Source organism: Microbacterium sp. Leaf159 (assembly GCF_001423615.1).
In the GTDB taxonomy this organism is placed as follows: domain Bacteria; phylum Actinomycetota; class Actinomycetes; order Actinomycetales; family Microbacteriaceae; genus Microbacterium.
In genome coordinates, this window is record NZ_LMOU01000001.1 from 1,894,066 (window position 1) to 1,908,837 (window position 14,772).

The window sequence follows — 14,772 nt, forward strand, 5'->3', positions numbered from 1 at the left end:
GGCTACCCTTACCGAGCAATGGTCGAGTTCTCGCCGTGCCCGACTCGGCGCCCGTCCAGCCATGCGGCTCTACCCTGGATACATGACTTCTCCTGCAGAATCCGCGATCACACTGTTCGGCGCCGACTGGTGCCGCGACTGCATCCGCACCAAGAAGCAGCTCGACGGCCTCGGTGTCGAATACACCTACGTCGACCTCGTCGCCGACCCGTCGGCCGCCGACGTCGCGAAGGAGATCTCGGGACGCACGAACATCCCCGTCGTGCTCTACCCCGACTCCTCGCACCACGTCGAGCCCTCGAACGCCGACGTCGAGTCGAAGCTGCGCGAACTCTCGCTCATCTGACCCCGCTCATCTGACCCCGCTGCGGGCTCCTCGCGCACCGCTACACTGGCGCGATGAGCACCGCGGCTCGGCCTGAACGAGCATCCGCCCGCCTGTCCGCCCGCACGGTCGCCCTGTACGCGATCGGCTCGCTGGGCACGGGCGGATACGCGACCCTCCCGGGTCTCGTGCTGACGTACTTCCTCACCGACAACCTCGGTGTCGCCGCCCTCGCCGCCGGTCTGATCGTGACCGCGGCCAAGATCTGGGACGTCATCATCGACCCGCTGATCGGTGCGGCATCCGATCGCCAGTACGCGAGAACGGGCTCCCGTCGCGGCTTCATGGTGGTGGGCGCCCTCACGCTCCCGGTCTTCTTCGCGCTCACCTTCGCGGTGCCCCCGTCGTGGGGGCCCACAGCGGGCGCGATCTGCGTGCTCCTCGCGTTCCTCGCGACGGCCACGTCGTTCAGCCTGTTCCAGGTGCCCTACGTGGCACTGCCCGCCGAGCTCACCTCGGGCTATGACGAGCGCACCCGTCTGCTCGGGTGGCGCGTGGTCGTGCTCACCGCAGCGATCCTGCTCTTCGGTGCCGGCGGACCCGAGCTGCGCCGAGCCGGGTCGGACCCGGTCGCGGGGTACCTGCTGATGGGCGTCGTCGCGGGCGTCACCATCGGCGTCGGCATGCTCATCGCGTCACGCACCGCGGATGCCGCCGCGCACCGCACGGCCGCCGCGCACCGCCCTGACGAGGTCGATCGCCCCGCGCTCACAGCGCCGGCCGGAGTCGGCGAGCAGTATGCGGCCGGCGTGCGCACCCTGCGCCGCAGCCAGCCCTTCCGCGCGCTGCTCGGCACGTTCCTGCTGCAGGCACTGGCGACGGGCACCATGCTCGCCGCCGCGCAGTACGTCGCCACCTGGGTGCTGCGCAGCGAGGATGCCGTCACCCTGGTGTTCCTGGCGCTCGTCGGCCCCGCTCTGATCGCCACACCCGTCTGGACGATCGTCGCGCGGAGGATCGGCAAGGAGCGGGCCTTCGCCATCGCGAGCATCCTGTTCACTGCTGCCGCCGCGACGCTCGTCCTGGCCGCCTGGATGCCCGGCACCTGGATGTACGGCGCGATCGGGTTCGCCGGCGTCGCGTACGCCGGACTGCAGTCTCTGCCGATGGCGATGCTCCCCGATGTCATCTCGCACGACGAGCGCATCAGCGGCAGGGGCCAGGCAGGCACGTTCACGGGGGTGTGGACGGCGGGCGAGACCGTCGGTTTCGCCCTCGGCGCCACGGCGGTCTCACTCACCCTCGCGGCGACCGGGTACGTGTCGACGGTCGCCGGCACGACGGCGCAGCAGCCGGACGCGGCGATCACGGGGATCGTGCTGAGCTTCAGCATCCTTCCCGCCCTCCTCATGGCGGCGAGCCTGCTGACGCTGCGCCGGTACCGGCTGCGTCGCGCCGACATCGACGCGTGAGCATGAGCCCGGCCTAAGCTGGGATCCCGTCCGAAGGAGACGCCGATGACTTCTGCGACCACGCCCGCCGCCACGACGGCGACCACCGACCTGCCGGAGGGTGAGCGCGAACGCCTCGACGCCGCGATCGCCGAGCTCCACGTCGGCAGCCGCACGTGGACGGCTCTGACCCTCGCGCAGCGCGTCACCCTGCTGCACGGGGTGCGCACGAGCGTCGCCGCGACGGCCGAGGACTGGGCGAACACCGCCGCAGCGTCCAAGGGCCTCGACGGCCGGCATCCGCTGCGCGGCGAGGAATGGCTCAGCGGACCGTACAGCGTCCTCGGCGCGCTCGATGCGTACATCGAGACCCTCTCGCGCCTCGCGAACGGCACGAATCCGCTCGACGGTGTCAGGATCGACCGGGCACCCGGCGGACGCTCTCGCGTGCACGCCTTCCCGCTCACGGGCATCGACCGGTTCCTCCTCTCCGGATACACGGGCGAGGTGTGGCTCGAACCCGGGATCACTCCGAACGGCGCGCGGGCGGCGGCGGGCCTCGCGCAGCGCACGCCGTCGGAGCCCGGGGGCGTGGGGCTCGTGCTCGGCGCCGGCAACATCACCTCGATCCCCGTGCTCGACGTGCTCTACGAGCTGCTCGCGCACAACCGCACCGCCCTGCTCAAGGTCAATCCGACCCAGGATGCTCTCGTGCCGGTGTACAAGCGCGCATTCGCCCCGCTCATCGCCCTCGGCTTGCTGCGCATCGTGCGCGGAGGGCCTGCGGTGGGCGTCTACCTGACGGGTCACGCCGATCTCGCCCACGTGCACATCACCGGTTCCGCCGCGACGTTCGATGCGATCGTCTGGGGCACCGGATCGGCCGCCGCCCGTCGGCGCCGCGAGAACCGACCGCAGCTGAAGAAGCCCATCACCGCCGAGCTCGGTGGCGTGTCGCCGATCATCATCGTGCCCGGCGACTGGACGGCCGCCGACCTCACCTATCAGGCCGAGCATGTCGCGACCATGCGCCTGCAGAACAGCGGCCACAACTGCATCGCCGGCCAGGTCGTCATCATGTCGTCGGACTGGGCGCAGGCCGACGACTTCCGGGCGGCCCTGCGTCGCGCCTACGCCAGCGCCCCCGAGCGGCCGATCTGGTACCCCGGCTCACCCTCGCGGATGGACCTCGCGACCGAGGCATACCCCGACGCCCTCGTGCTCGGCGACCGGCTGCTGGTCGAGATCGAGCAGGGTGACGACGCGGCAGCGCTGCAGAGCACCGAGTACTTCGCTCCCGTCCTGGGCGTCGTCTCGATCGCCGGCACCGGGCAGGAATTCCTCGACTCCGCCGTGGCCTACGCGAACGATCGGCTGCAGGGCACTCTCGGCGCCAACCTGCTGATCGACCCGTCGACCGAGAAGACACTCGGCGCCGGGTTCGACCGGGCCATCGCCGCGCTGCGCTACGGCTCGATCGCGATCAACGGATGGACCGCCTTCGGCTTCATCACCCCGACCCTGACCTGGGGGGCCTTCCCCGGCAGCACGATCGGCGACGTCGGCAGCGGCATCGGGGTCGTCCACAACGCACTGCTGCTCGACGGTGTCGAGCGTTCGGTGATCCGCGGCCCCTTCCGGCCGTTCCCGCGTTCGCTGCCGATCGTCAACGGCGGTGGGCGCCTGACGGTCCTCCCGAAGCCGCCGTGGTTCGTGTCTGCACGCACGGGGGCCGCGGTGAGCGAGGGCCTCACACGGTTCCGCGCGAACGGCGGGATCGTCGGGCTCCTGAAGACGCTGACGCAGGCGCTGCGCGCCTGAGGCGCCTCCGCCTCTGAGCGTTCCGTCCGCCGCGGAGTCTCAGCTCGCGAAGCGGTCGGTCGCCGCGCGCAGTGCCCGCTGGGTGCCGGGTTCGGTGGCCGAGTGGCCGGCGTCGTCGACCACGACGAACTCCGCCTCGGGCCAGGCCGTGTGCAGGTCCCACGCGGTCATCATCGGCGTGCACACGTCATGACGACCCTGCACGATGACGGTCGGGATGTGGCGGATGCCGTCGACTCCGGCGATCAGCTGGCCCTCCGACCACCATCCGCGGTTCACGAAGAAGTGGTTCTCTATGCGGGCGAACGCGGTCGCAGCGCGCGGATCGGACATCGCCTCGATCTGGGCGGCATCCGGTCGGAGTGTGACCGTCGATGCCTCCCACCGCGACCACGCGACCGCCGCCGGCTCGTGGACGGCCGGATCGGGGTCGAACAGCCGCCGGTGATAGGCCTCGATCATGTGCGACCGCTCGAGCACCGGGATGGGAGCGAGGAACTCCTCCCACAGATCCGGGAAGAGCGCCGCCGCGCCGCCCTCGTAGAACCACTCCAGCTCCTCGCGGCGCAGCGTGAAGATGCCCCGGAGGATCAGTTCGCTGACGGCATCCGGATGCGCCTGTGCATAGGCGAGCGCGAGCGCGCTCCCCCACGATCCGCCGAACACCTGCCACTGCTCGATGCCGAGGTTGCGGCGGAGCAGCTCGATGTCAGCGATGAGGTGCGCGGTGGTGACGAAGCGGAGATCTGCGTCTGGCGCGCTCGCATGCGGGGTGCTGCGACCGCAGCCGCGCTGGTCGAGCAGCACGATCCGATACGCATCGGGGTCGAAGAACCGGCGCTGCCAGGCGGAGGTGCCGCTTCCCGGACCTCCGTGCAGAAACACCACGGGCTTGCCGTCGGGGTTGCCGCTGACCTCCCAGTACATGCGGTGGCCGTCGCCGACGAGCAGCTCACCGGTCTCGTACGGCTCGATCGGCGGATACAGCGCGTCCAGGTCCATCGTCTTCCCTCCCTCAGAAGCCCGTCGTGATCACGTCGACGTGATCAGAGCTGGTCTCCCGTCAGTGTCAGGGGCTGCTCGCACACGTCGAGCCCCTCCTGGTAGCCGCTCGCGAACCAGTACTTGCGCTGCTCGCTCGAGCCGTGCGTAAAGCTCTCCGGGTTCACCGAGCCCGACGACTGCTGCTGGATGTTGTCGTCGCCGACGGTGTTCGCCGCGTTCAGCGCATCCTGGCGCTCGGCTTCGGTCGTCTCCTGGAGGTAGGGGACCCCGTCCGGGTCCTTCTCCTTCGTCATCTGACCGATCCAGGCACCCGCGTAGCAGTCGGCCTGCAGCTCGATGCGCACACCGTTGCTGTCGGGACCCGTGCCGTTGTTCGGATACCGGTCCATGACGCCGGTGATGTACTGAATGTGGTGGCCCCACTCGTGCCCCACGATGTAGAGCTGCGCGAGGTTGCCGGCGGATGCTCCGAACTGCTGCTGCATGAGGTCGAAGAACGTGGGGTCGATGTAGACCGTCTCGTCCGGCGGGCAGTAGAAGGGACCGACCGCATTGGAGGCCGTACCGCACGCGGTCGAGGTCGCTCCGTCGACGATGATGAGCTGCGGAGGGCGGTACGGGTCGACGTAGTCCTCCCAGTAGCCGTCGAGCGCCAGCTGCGAGCTCGCCACCCGGCAGTCGACGTTCTCGTTGGCGTCCTCACCGGTGAGGCAGTTCTCGATCACGCTCCCCTCCTGGGGCTCGGATCCGCCCCCGGTGGCTCCCCCGCCGCCGAGCAGTCCCGTCAGGTCGATCCCCAGCAGCGGCCCCGCGATGAGGGCGATGATGCCGAGCAGGCCGACACCGCCGGCTCCGGCGACGACGGCGCCGCGACCGCGACGGCGGGCGGTGTTGCCGGAGACATCGGCATCTGGGTTGAAGGTCATGCCACGAGGGTACTCTGCGCCGGGGGTCCGCCACGGTCGTAGGCTCGTGTCATGACGACCACGATCACGCTGACCGGTGCAGGCGGACAGATCGGATACGCGCTGCTCTTCCGCATCGCGGCCGGAGACCTGCTCGGGCCTGACGAGAAGGTGCGCCTGCGACTGCTCGAGATCCCTCAGGGCCTCGGCGCCGCCGAGGGTGCGGCCCTGGAACTGCAGGACGGAGCCTTCGGGCTGCTCGAGCATGTCGAGGTGACCGACGATCCCGCCGTCGGTTTCGACGGAGCCGACCTCGCACTGCTGGTCGGAGCGCGTCCCCGTGGGCCGGGCATGGAACGGGGAGATCTGCTGGCCGCCAACGCGGGCATCTTCGGTCCCCAGGGCGCGGCGATCGCCGCGAACGCATCGTCGGACGTGCGCGTGACAGTGGTCGGGAATCCGGCGAACACGAATGCGCTCATCGCGGCGGCCTCCGCGGACGGCGTGCCCGCCGAACGGTTCACGGCGCTCACACGTCTCGACGAGAATCGGGCGAGGGCTCAGCTCGCGCAGACGCTGGCAGCACCGGTCGACACCGTGCGACGCGTGCCGATCTGGGGCAACCACTCGGCGACGCAGTTCCCCGACGTCTCGCACGCGACGGTCGGCGGCGCTCCGGTGGCCGATGCCCTCGAGGCCATCGTCGGCGACGTGCCCGCGTGGCTCGACGAGACGTTCATCCCGCGGGTCGCGAAGCGCGGGGCGGAGATCATCCAGGTGCGCGGGTCGTCGTCGGTGGCCTCGGCCGCGAACGCGACGATCGAGCACGTGCGCGACTGGGTGCACGGCACCGATGACTGGACCTCGGCCGGCGTCATCTCGCACGGCGAGTACGGGGTTCCGGAGGGACTGATCTCGTCGTTCCCGGTGCGCTCGATCGGCGGCGAATGGCAGATCGTCGAGGGACTCGAGGTCAGCGACTGGGCGCGCGCCCGCATCGATGCCTCCGTCGCGGAGCTGGTCGAGGAGCGCGAAGCGGTGCGAGCCCTCGGGATGCTCTGAAAGGTCACCGCGCAGCCTCGGATCAGGGCAGAATGGATGCCGGAGGTGCGCGATGAGCGAGACGATCGATCCCATGAAGGCGACGGCATCCGTCGACGAGGCCCTGACGAGTCCGCTGCACCTGCCGCATGCGGCAGCGGAATGCCCGAAGTGCTTCACCGAGCTGCAGCAGAACCGCGATTTCTGGCTCGCCCGACCAGACGGCTCCCGCCTTGTCGGACTCGTCGTCTCGCGCGAGGGCATGCCCTCGGTGGTCGAGCAGCGTGATGACCTCACCCGGTTCGGTGTGCCGATCGAGGGGTTCCGTCACCCCTCCCCCGACATCCTCGAGAGTTGGAGCGACCGGCTCTCACGCCTCATCGGCACCCTGAAGACGGGCGACGTGCTCGTCGTCGCGAACATCCACGCTCTGGGCCGTGACGCCGACGAAGGCGCCCGCACGGCCAAGGAGCTGCGCCGCCACGGCATCATCGTCAAGGTGCTGAGCCACGACGCACGACACCTGGCCGACGCCACGCGCTGACACCCCCGGCCAGCGCGCCGGATCGCTGAGAACCGGGCCTCAGAAATCTCCGGACCGGAGACGCGCGAGCGTCGCCGCGCCGATCTCGGCTCGCGCCGCGGGATGCCGCGCGTAGAAGAGGATCACGGCGGCGAGCAGGACGCCGAGTGCGATCAGCCCGGTCGTCGACCGTCGCTGGCCCTGCCATCCGGTGTGACCGGGGACCCAGACGGTCTCGACGGCGATCCTCTTCGCGTCCGTCACTGGTAGCTCGGCGGCACCCACAGCAGCTGTGCGGCGACCAGGCCGCGATCACGGCTGACGATCTGCGCGCGACCGGGGATGGCCGGGATCGCCTTGACCTTGCCGATCAGCTGACCCTCCTCCGGGCTGCCCGAGAGCAGGATGCCGGTGGCGCCCAGGTCGGTCATGCGCTGGATGATCGGGTCGTAGGCCGCACGGCTCGCTCCACCGGTGCGACGCGTGAGGATCACGTGCAGACCGAGGTCGGCCGCCTGCGCGAGCAGCGGGGCGAGCACGGCCACCGGGTTGCCCTGCGAAGTGGACACGAGGTCGTAGTCGTCGATGAGCACGAAGCCCTCGGCGCCCTTCCACCACGACCGCGTGCGCAGCTGGTCGGGAGTGACGTCGGCGCCGGGGATGCGGCTCTGGAAGAACTGCGCGAGCTCGCTCATGCCGCCCTCCGTCATCTCGTGCGAGGTGAGGTAGGCGCCGAGATACTCCTGCGGGATCTCTCCGAGCAGCGCACGGCGGTAGTCGACCACGAAGATCTTCGCCTCGGACGGCCCGTACAGGCGAGTGATCTCGTGCACGACTCCGCGGAGCATCGACGACTTGCCCGAGTCGGCATCGCCGTAGAGGTACAGCAGCGGTTCTTCGAGGGGGTCGATCGAGAACGGAGCGAGGTTCGCCTCGTCGATGCCGAGGAGGATCTCGCGGGGCTCCGAACCGTCCGCCGATGCGGCCGCGGCGACGCCGCGCAGGTCGGCGTGACCGATGCGCGATGGCAGCAGACGCAGCTTGGGTCCGGCGGGGCCGTGCCACGCCGATGCGACCCGAGCGACGAGATCGTCGATGCCGCCCGCGAGCGAGGAGGCTTCGTCGACGCCGTCGATGCGCGGCAGCGCCGTGAGCATCTGCAGGCCGTTCTCGTTCAGACCGCGACCGGGGATCGCGGTGACGTTCTCCGCCGCCTTGCGGTTGACCTCGGAGTCCGTCGGGTCGCCGAGCCGCAGTTCGATCCGCGTGCCGATGAGGTCCTTGATGTTGGCGCGGATCTCCATCCAGCGAGCCGCCGTGATCACGACGTGCACGCCGTAGGTCAGACCGCGGGCGGCGATCGCCTGGATCTGCGGTTCGAGCATCTCGAACTCGGCTCGCAGCGTGCCCCAGCCGTCGACCATCAGGAAGATGTCTCCGTAGCCGTCATCCGCCAGCCCCTGGGCACGGCGCTGACGATACGTGTCGATCGAGTCGATGCCGTTCTGACGGAAGTAGACCTCGCGGGCGTTGAGCAGGCTCGTGACCTCGGCGACCGTGCGTCGCACGATGTCGGGCTCCGAACGCGTCGCGACGCCACTGACGTGCGTGAACCTCTGCAGGCCGGTGAAGCTGCCGCCACCGAAGTCGATCACGAAGAACTGCACCTCCTGCGGAGTGTGCGTGAGCGCCAGTGCGACCAGCGCCGTGCGCGCGAGAGTGCTCTTGCCGCTGAGCGGCGCACCGACGATCGCCATGTGACCCGCGGCACCGCCGAGCGAGATCGCGAGGTTCTCGCGGCGCTGCTCGAGCGGCACATCGACGATTCCGAGCGGAACGGTGAGCGCACCGGCGCCCCGCCACCGCGGCGAGATCAGGCCGAGGGCCGGGTCTTCGACGAGGTCGCCGAAGAGCTGGTCGAGCGTGGCCGGGGTCTCGAGCGGCGGCAGCCAGACCTGGTGGGCCGAGGGGCCGCGACCGCTCATCATCTCGACGGCGATCTCGAAGGTGTTGCGCTTCTCTTCGGGCTCGGCGTCGACCACGACCTCGGGCTCGTCGACCGGGGTGTCAGCACGCCAGACCGGAGCAGCGGTGAACAGCTCGACCGCGGTCGAGCCCGTGCTCTGCGCAGAGCCGGTGGCCGCGCGGCGCCTGCGGCGAGGCGGCGGCCCCGACACGTAGGAGGCACGGAACTGGGTCATCGTCTCGGTGTCGGACTTCAGGATTCCGGCACCCGGCTGCGTGGGCAGGTGATACGCGTCGGGCACGCCGAGCACCGTGCGCGACTCCGCCGCCGAGAACGTGCGCAGGCCGATGCGGTACGACAGGTGCGTGTCGAGGCCGCGGAGCTTGCCCTCCTCCAGGCGCTGCGAGGACAGCAGCAGATGCACCTGGAGCGAACGGCCGAGTCGGCCGATGTTGACGAACGTGTCGACGAACTCGGGCTTGGCCGACAGCAGCTCGGAGAACTCGTCCGCGACGATGAGCAGAGCGGGAAGAGGAGCGAGGTCGGTGCGTCCGCCACGACGCGCCTTCTCGTAGTCGGCGACGTTCGCGAACGGACCGGTCGCGCGGAGGAGCTCCTGCCGACGGACCATCTCGCCCTGCAGGGCGTCCTGCATGCGGTCGACCAGCGAGATCTCCTCGCCGAGGTTCGTGATGATCGCCGAGACGTGGGGCATGTCCGCCATGCCGGCGAACGTCGCGCCACCCTTGAAGTCGACGAGCACGAAGTTGAGCTGCTCGGGTGAATGGGTCATCGCGAGGGCGAGCACGAGCGTGCGCAGCACCTCGGACTTACCCGAACCGGTCGCACCGATGATGAGACCGTGCGGGCCCATACCCTGCTGCGCGGACTCTTTGATGTCGAGGATCAGCGGGCTGCCGTCCTCGGTCTGACCGATCGGCACACGCAGTCGGTCGCGTTCGAGACGAGGAGCCCAGGCCGCGTCGAGGTCGAGATCGCGCACGTCGGGGAGTCCGAGCAGCTCGACGAGTTCGGCCTGATCGGTCGCGCTCTTCTTCTTGGTGATGGTCGTGCCACCGGAGTACAGGGCGATGAGCCGCCGGGCGGTCGCCTCGGCCTCGACGATGCTGATCGCGTCGGCCTCGAAGGGACGCGCGGGAACCTGCAGGCTCACGAGCTCGGCGCGGCTGCCCTTGTCTCCGGGCTCGAACGCGATGCGAAGCGCGTTCGGGTCGTCGAGGTCGCTCCACCGAGAAGGGAGGTCGATCACGGTCACGCCCTGCACGCCGTCACCGCTGACCAGCATGTCGTTGAACGACGTGCTGACACCGTCGGTGAGGATCACGATGTGAGGCACCTTGGCGCCGGATCCGTCGCGCGAGAAGCGAGAGCGCTCACGCACCTCGGCCGGGAGCATGTCCTCGAGCTCGGACAGCTGCGACCCGATCATCCGCGCCGCGCCGAGGCCGTCCCTGACGGTGCGCGAGTGCGTGTGCGGCATCCACTTGGCCCACTCCCACTGCGGGAGGACCGCGGAGTCTGCGGCGATCACGATCTGCACGATGTCGGGATCGTGCATCGTGGCCAGGTGCAGCAGCATGGCTCGCGCGAGGCCACGCGATTCGCTCTCGTCGCCCGTGATCTCGATGCGCGCATAGTCGCGCAGGGTGACGCCGAGCGAGAGGTTCTTCTGAAGCTCGTGGGTCAGCATGAATCGATGCGCGGCGGACGCCGCGACCGGGTCGAGCTGCGCGAGCGGAGGGAGCTCAGGCGCCTCGAGCGTGATGCACAGCGGCTGGTCGCTCGTGCCGACCCGCACCGTGAGGAAGTCAGGGTCGTTCATGCCGCGCTCCCACACGCGGGTGCGCTCCTCGGCGATGTACGGCAGCGCCGAGGGCGCGGGCAGGTGCCAGTTCGCTGCTCTCCGCTGCTGCCTCGCGGCGACGCGCACGGTCTGACGCAACTCGGTGAGGTAGGCCAGGTACTCGCGGCGCGAGCCGAGCGTGGCGGCCTGCCGCTGCGAGCGCTGACGCCAGCCGTTCACGGCGACGAACCCGAGCGACGACAGCAGGAACATGCCACCGGTGAGCAGACCTGTCACGGACTGGTTCGACATGGTGACCATGACGATCGCGCCCACGCTTCCGAGCATCGGCAGAAGGGATCCGAGGATCCCCATGCCGCCGTCGTTCGGCTGCAGCTCGGGCGGCGCCTGGACGGGGAGCTTTCCGGAGGGGACGCGCGGCGGCGCGAGGCGGGGTCCTGTCATGCTCTCTCTCCGGCGCTGCTGTCTGTGGCCAGCAGGAGGCTGATGGTGAAGCTGCGGTTTCCGATGCGGACGCGGTCGGCGTCGTCGAGGAGCATCCGCTCGCCCGCGACGAGCTCCGTCATCTGCCCGTCGTCGGAGCGGACGTCGGAGCCGTTGGTGGATCCGAAATCCGTGACCCAGGTGCGGCCTCGGGAATGCTCGATGCGCAGGTGCGTCTTGGACACCGAGGAGTCAGGATCGGTCACGGTGACGAGCCGGTCGTCATGGACGCTGGCCACGGGCGCACGACCGAGGTTCACTGCGACCGGGAGCCCGAGCTGCACCCGCTGACCGGTGTCGAAGATGAGCAGCAGGGCGCCGGACTCGGATGCCGGGCCGGCAGCGTCACCGCCGGCCTGCTGCGCCGGGGCAGGGGCAGGGGCAGGGGCAGGGGCGACTGTGAAGAGCGGGCGGTCCTCGCCCTGGGGCAAGGGGGCGGGCGTCTCGGTGCGGTGCGAGGCCGCGCGGGCATCGGTGGGCTCGGAGTCCTCGTCGACCGCCGAGGGATGCGCACCCAGCGGCACGACCTGAGGGGGTGCGAGCGGTGCTGCCGCCTGCGGAACCGGCACCACCGCGGCGACGTCCGCGGCAGCGCGCGGAGGAACCGACACCACCACGGTGCCCGCCATGCGGTCGGCCCAGGACTGACGGCGTCCGCCGCGGTCCCAGGCTGTGGATGCGACGACGACCCAGCTGCCCACGGCGACCAGGAATCCCGCACCGGTGACGACTCCTCGCACGAACTGGCGGCCGATGCCGGGAGAGTACGGGCGGTCGGCTCGCGCCGCGCGCAGCCTGAGCACGGCGTTGCCGAGGGTGAGACCCGTGCGGGCCTCGAGCACCCAGAGGAAGATCGCGAGCTCGGCGACCGTCAGGCCGGCGAGGAGCATGCTGCGCGTGGTGACGAGCACGATGGCCGCGATGAGGATCACCGCGGCGACATCGAGGGTGAAGGCCGCGATCCGCAGCCCTGTGCCCGCCGGCGAGCCGACGAATGCAGGCCCCAGACCGTCTGCGGGCTGCCGCGTCCGTGCGCGCGTCGAGACGATCGGGGTGGGTGCGGGAGGGGTGGGTGCGGAGCGCAGCGGTGCGCCGTCGACCCCGGGCGGCGCCGCGATGAGTGCCGGTGGGAGTGCCGGGATCTCGCCCGGCTGAACGGGGCCTGGCTGCACCGGGGGGATCAGTCCACCCGCCGGCCAGGGCTGTGGTTCGCCGTTCCCGCTCATCCCGCCATCATTCCACGAACGAGCGACAGTGCATTCGCGTAGAGCAGAGCAGCCGGCAGCGCCAGTGCGACGGCGAGCCACTCGAACGCGTCGCCGAATCGCGACCAGACGAGCGAGCTCGCGCCGCGCGAGATCGGGATGATGACAGCGACCGCTGTGAGCCCGACGACGAACAGCACTGCCGCGCCGAGCACCTGGAAACCCGCGCCGAGGGCCACCGCGGCCTGGATGCCGGCGACCACGAACACGACGGCGGCGGCCACACGGGGAAGCCACCGCAGGATGCGCGACGTCGTGTGCCGCGGAGTCAGCAGCAGCGCGAGGCCGACGCAGATGAGGAGGGCGATGCCCCCGGAGACGACGATCGGGTCGTCGGGCCACTCACGCAGGAACGCGAGCGGCGTCATCAGCACGGCGACGAGGCTGAGCACCGCGGTGCCGGCGATGAGTCGGGCGGAGGAGTCGTCGACGACGGCCGTGATGCGCTCGGGCCGCAGCAGACCGACGGACTCGGGAATGGCTCCGCGCACGGTCCAGCGGCTCGTCATGAAGTGCTTGTAGTCGATGAAGTATCCCTCGGGGAGGTTCACCAGGCTGCTCGGCAGAGCTCGGAGCCCCAGCGGGACGAGTCCGAGCGAGACGGCCGCAGCCTCGGCCTGTCCCCAGCGGAGCAGCAGGGCGAGCCCCCAGATGGCGGCGAGGACGACGAGCAGCACTGTCGCTGTGCCGGCGGCCGCCCGCATCGGACGGGCGCGGGCGGACACCGCGATCACGGCGGTGGTGATGCCGGCCGCGAGGAAACCGGTGGCTGCGGAGAGATGGGCACTCGCCTCGAGCCCCGCCGGGATCAGGAGCGCACCGGCAGCGAACGACAGCAGAATCGGGGCGAGAACACCGAGGATGCCGCGGACGCCTGCCGCCGAATCCCGACGCGCCCATGCCACCGCTCCGCTGATGGCAGCGAGGACGAGCAGCAGCCCGATCAGCAGTCTGAGCAGCGGATCGCCTGCCCCCTGCGCGAAGACCGCGACGAGCAGCAGACCGCTGACGGCCAGCATCCACCATCGGGCGCCGTGGTCCGCGCGCGTAGGCCCTGAGGTCGCACCCGCGCGCCGGGCCTGCGGGGCCAGCGCCGTGCGGTCGATGAGCGCGTACAGCCCGCCGTCGATGAGGTCTTCGCACTCGGTCTCACCGGGGATCTCGAAGCCGCCGGGACCGATCGTCACGAAGCGATCGGCCGTCGACAGCCCGCTGAGGACGAGAGCGTCGTCGAGGGTCTCGTCGAACGGAAGCGAGAGATCGAAGCGACGATCCTCGCTCTGAAGAACGATCCGACGCCGCTCTACGATCTCGACTGTCACACCTGCACCTTATCGACCTGCACGGCCGAAGCCGTGGACACTCCTGCTGCGCTGACCCGTGACGCCTGCACTGCTGTCCGGCTCCGTGGCCGGAAGGCACAGCAGACGGCGCGGGCCCGACGCATCTCTGCGACGGGCCCGCGCCACGGGATCAGGCTCCGAACCGCCCGGCAGCCGACTTGTCGGTCTGCACGTACTGGCCCGAGATCTCCTCGGTCTTGCCCGCGATCTGGGTGAGAAGCTGCTGCATCTCACTCAGCGAGCGGTTCCACTTGGCCTGAGCCTGGTCGTAGGCCTGCTGCGCGGAACCATCCCACGCCGCACGCAGCTTGCCGACCTCGGACTCGAGACGGTCGAGCTCGGAACGGATACCCTGCGACCCGCTGCGGATCTGCGCTGCCAGAGCGTTGACCTGCTCCGGGCGAACTGACATCGACTGCATCATGTTCTCCTTGAAATCTCTGTGGTCTGTGCTCAGGAACCCATCATCGAGCCGAGGCCCGAGATGGTCTGCTGGTGAGCTTCTTCGGTCGCAGCCTGGTCGCGCTCGGTGCCGGCGAGGGCATCCTCGAGCGTCACGAGGACCTCGTTGAGCTGACGAGCCTGCTCGTCCCAGCGGGACATCAGCGTCGAGAACGATGCGGCGGCCGCACCCGTCCAGAAGCCACGCAGCTGCTCGATCTCGCTGCGGACCTTCTTGGTCTGCTGGTCGATCCCGGACTTGGTCTCCCGCACCGCCTGGGCTCCGCGGCGCAGAGCCCCTTCTTCTGCGGAGATGACATCAGCCATAACTCACTCCCTCCGGTCCTTGCGGACACACGTGCGGGGAGCGCATCCCTG

Annotated in this window: 13 protein-coding genes; 5 read left to right on the forward strand and 8 right to left on the reverse strand. The window is 70.0% G+C overall.

Features of this window, described 5'->3' with window-relative positions:
- Window positions 1-82 precede the first annotated feature (82 nt).
- From ASF80_RS08915 to ASF80_RS08925, 3 genes are read left to right on the forward strand one after another with little or no spacing between them, the layout of a single operon-like run.
- Window positions 83-346, forward strand: a complete 264-nt coding sequence (locus ASF80_RS08915; RefSeq protein WP_056309972.1) for a glutaredoxin family protein — start codon at window positions 83-85, stop codon at window positions 344-346.
- A gap of 53 nt (window positions 347-399) precedes the next feature.
- On the forward strand, window positions 400-1,797 hold the full coding sequence (locus tag ASF80_RS08920) for an MFS transporter (RefSeq protein ID WP_056309974.1): 1,398 nt from the start codon (window positions 400-402) through the stop codon (window positions 1,795-1,797).
- Window positions 1,798-1,842: 45 nt separating this feature from the next.
- Complete coding sequence (locus ASF80_RS08925) at window positions 1,843-3,597, forward strand: aldehyde dehydrogenase family protein (RefSeq protein ID WP_056309976.1); 1,755 nt, start codon at window positions 1,843-1,845, stop codon at window positions 3,595-3,597.
- 39 nt (window positions 3,598-3,636) lie between these two features.
- Here ASF80_RS08925 and pip read toward each other — a convergent pair whose 3' ends face one another.
- Both pip and ASF80_RS08935 read right to left on the reverse strand, forming a co-directional pair.
- Window positions 3,637-4,599 (reverse strand): prolyl aminopeptidase, encoded by a 963-nt coding sequence (pip, locus tag ASF80_RS08930; protein WP_200934754.1) that lies wholly within the window; start codon window positions 4,597-4,599, stop codon window positions 3,637-3,639.
- Window positions 4,600-4,643: 44 nt separating this feature from the next.
- Complete coding sequence (locus ASF80_RS08935) at window positions 4,644-5,528, reverse strand: neutral zinc metallopeptidase (protein WP_056309977.1); 885 nt, start codon at window positions 5,526-5,528, stop codon at window positions 4,644-4,646.
- A gap of 51 nt (window positions 5,529-5,579) precedes the next feature.
- Here ASF80_RS08935 and ASF80_RS08940 point away from each other — a divergent pair, with 51 nt between their 5' ends.
- Both ASF80_RS08940 and ASF80_RS08945 read left to right on the forward strand, forming a co-directional pair.
- On the forward strand, window positions 5,580-6,569 hold the full coding sequence (locus tag ASF80_RS08940; RefSeq protein ID WP_056309979.1) for a malate dehydrogenase: 990 nt from the start codon (window positions 5,580-5,582) through the stop codon (window positions 6,567-6,569).
- A gap of 52 nt (window positions 6,570-6,621) precedes the next feature.
- Complete coding sequence (locus ASF80_RS08945; protein WP_056309981.1) at window positions 6,622-7,092, forward strand: recombinase family protein; 471 nt, start codon at window positions 6,622-6,624, stop codon at window positions 7,090-7,092.
- A 39-nt stretch (window positions 7,093-7,131) separates the two neighbouring features.
- Here ASF80_RS08945 and ASF80_RS08950 read toward each other — a convergent pair whose 3' ends face one another.
- The 6 genes from ASF80_RS08950 to ASF80_RS08975 form a co-directional block, all read right to left on the reverse strand.
- Window positions 7,132-7,335, reverse strand: coding sequence for a hypothetical protein (locus tag ASF80_RS08950; protein WP_056309983.1), 204 nt, complete (start codon window positions 7,333-7,335; stop codon window positions 7,132-7,134).
- Window positions 7,332-11,306 (reverse strand): type VII secretion protein EccCa, encoded by a 3,975-nt coding sequence (eccCa, locus tag ASF80_RS08955; RefSeq protein WP_056309985.1) that lies wholly within the window; start codon window positions 11,304-11,306, stop codon window positions 7,332-7,334. The genes ASF80_RS08950 and eccCa overlap by 4 nt, the downstream gene beginning before the upstream one ends.
- Window positions 11,303-12,571, reverse strand: coding sequence for an FHA domain-containing protein (locus tag ASF80_RS08960; RefSeq protein WP_056309987.1), 1,269 nt, complete (start codon window positions 12,569-12,571; stop codon window positions 11,303-11,305). The genes eccCa and ASF80_RS08960 overlap by 4 nt, the downstream gene beginning before the upstream one ends.
- Window positions 12,568-13,932, reverse strand: coding sequence for a hypothetical protein (locus tag ASF80_RS08965; RefSeq protein WP_056309989.1), 1,365 nt, complete (start codon window positions 13,930-13,932; stop codon window positions 12,568-12,570). The genes ASF80_RS08960 and ASF80_RS08965 overlap by 4 nt, the downstream gene beginning before the upstream one ends.
- 151 nt (window positions 13,933-14,083) lie before the next feature.
- Window positions 14,084-14,365 (reverse strand): WXG100 family type VII secretion target, encoded by a 282-nt coding sequence (locus ASF80_RS08970; protein ID WP_079113895.1) that lies wholly within the window; start codon window positions 14,363-14,365, stop codon window positions 14,084-14,086.
- 41 nt (window positions 14,366-14,406) lie between these two features.
- Entirely contained in the window at window positions 14,407-14,721 is a 315-nt protein-coding gene (locus tag ASF80_RS08975) for a WXG100 family type VII secretion target (RefSeq protein ID WP_056309991.1), read from the reverse strand.
- Window positions 14,722-14,772 lie beyond the last annotated feature (51 nt).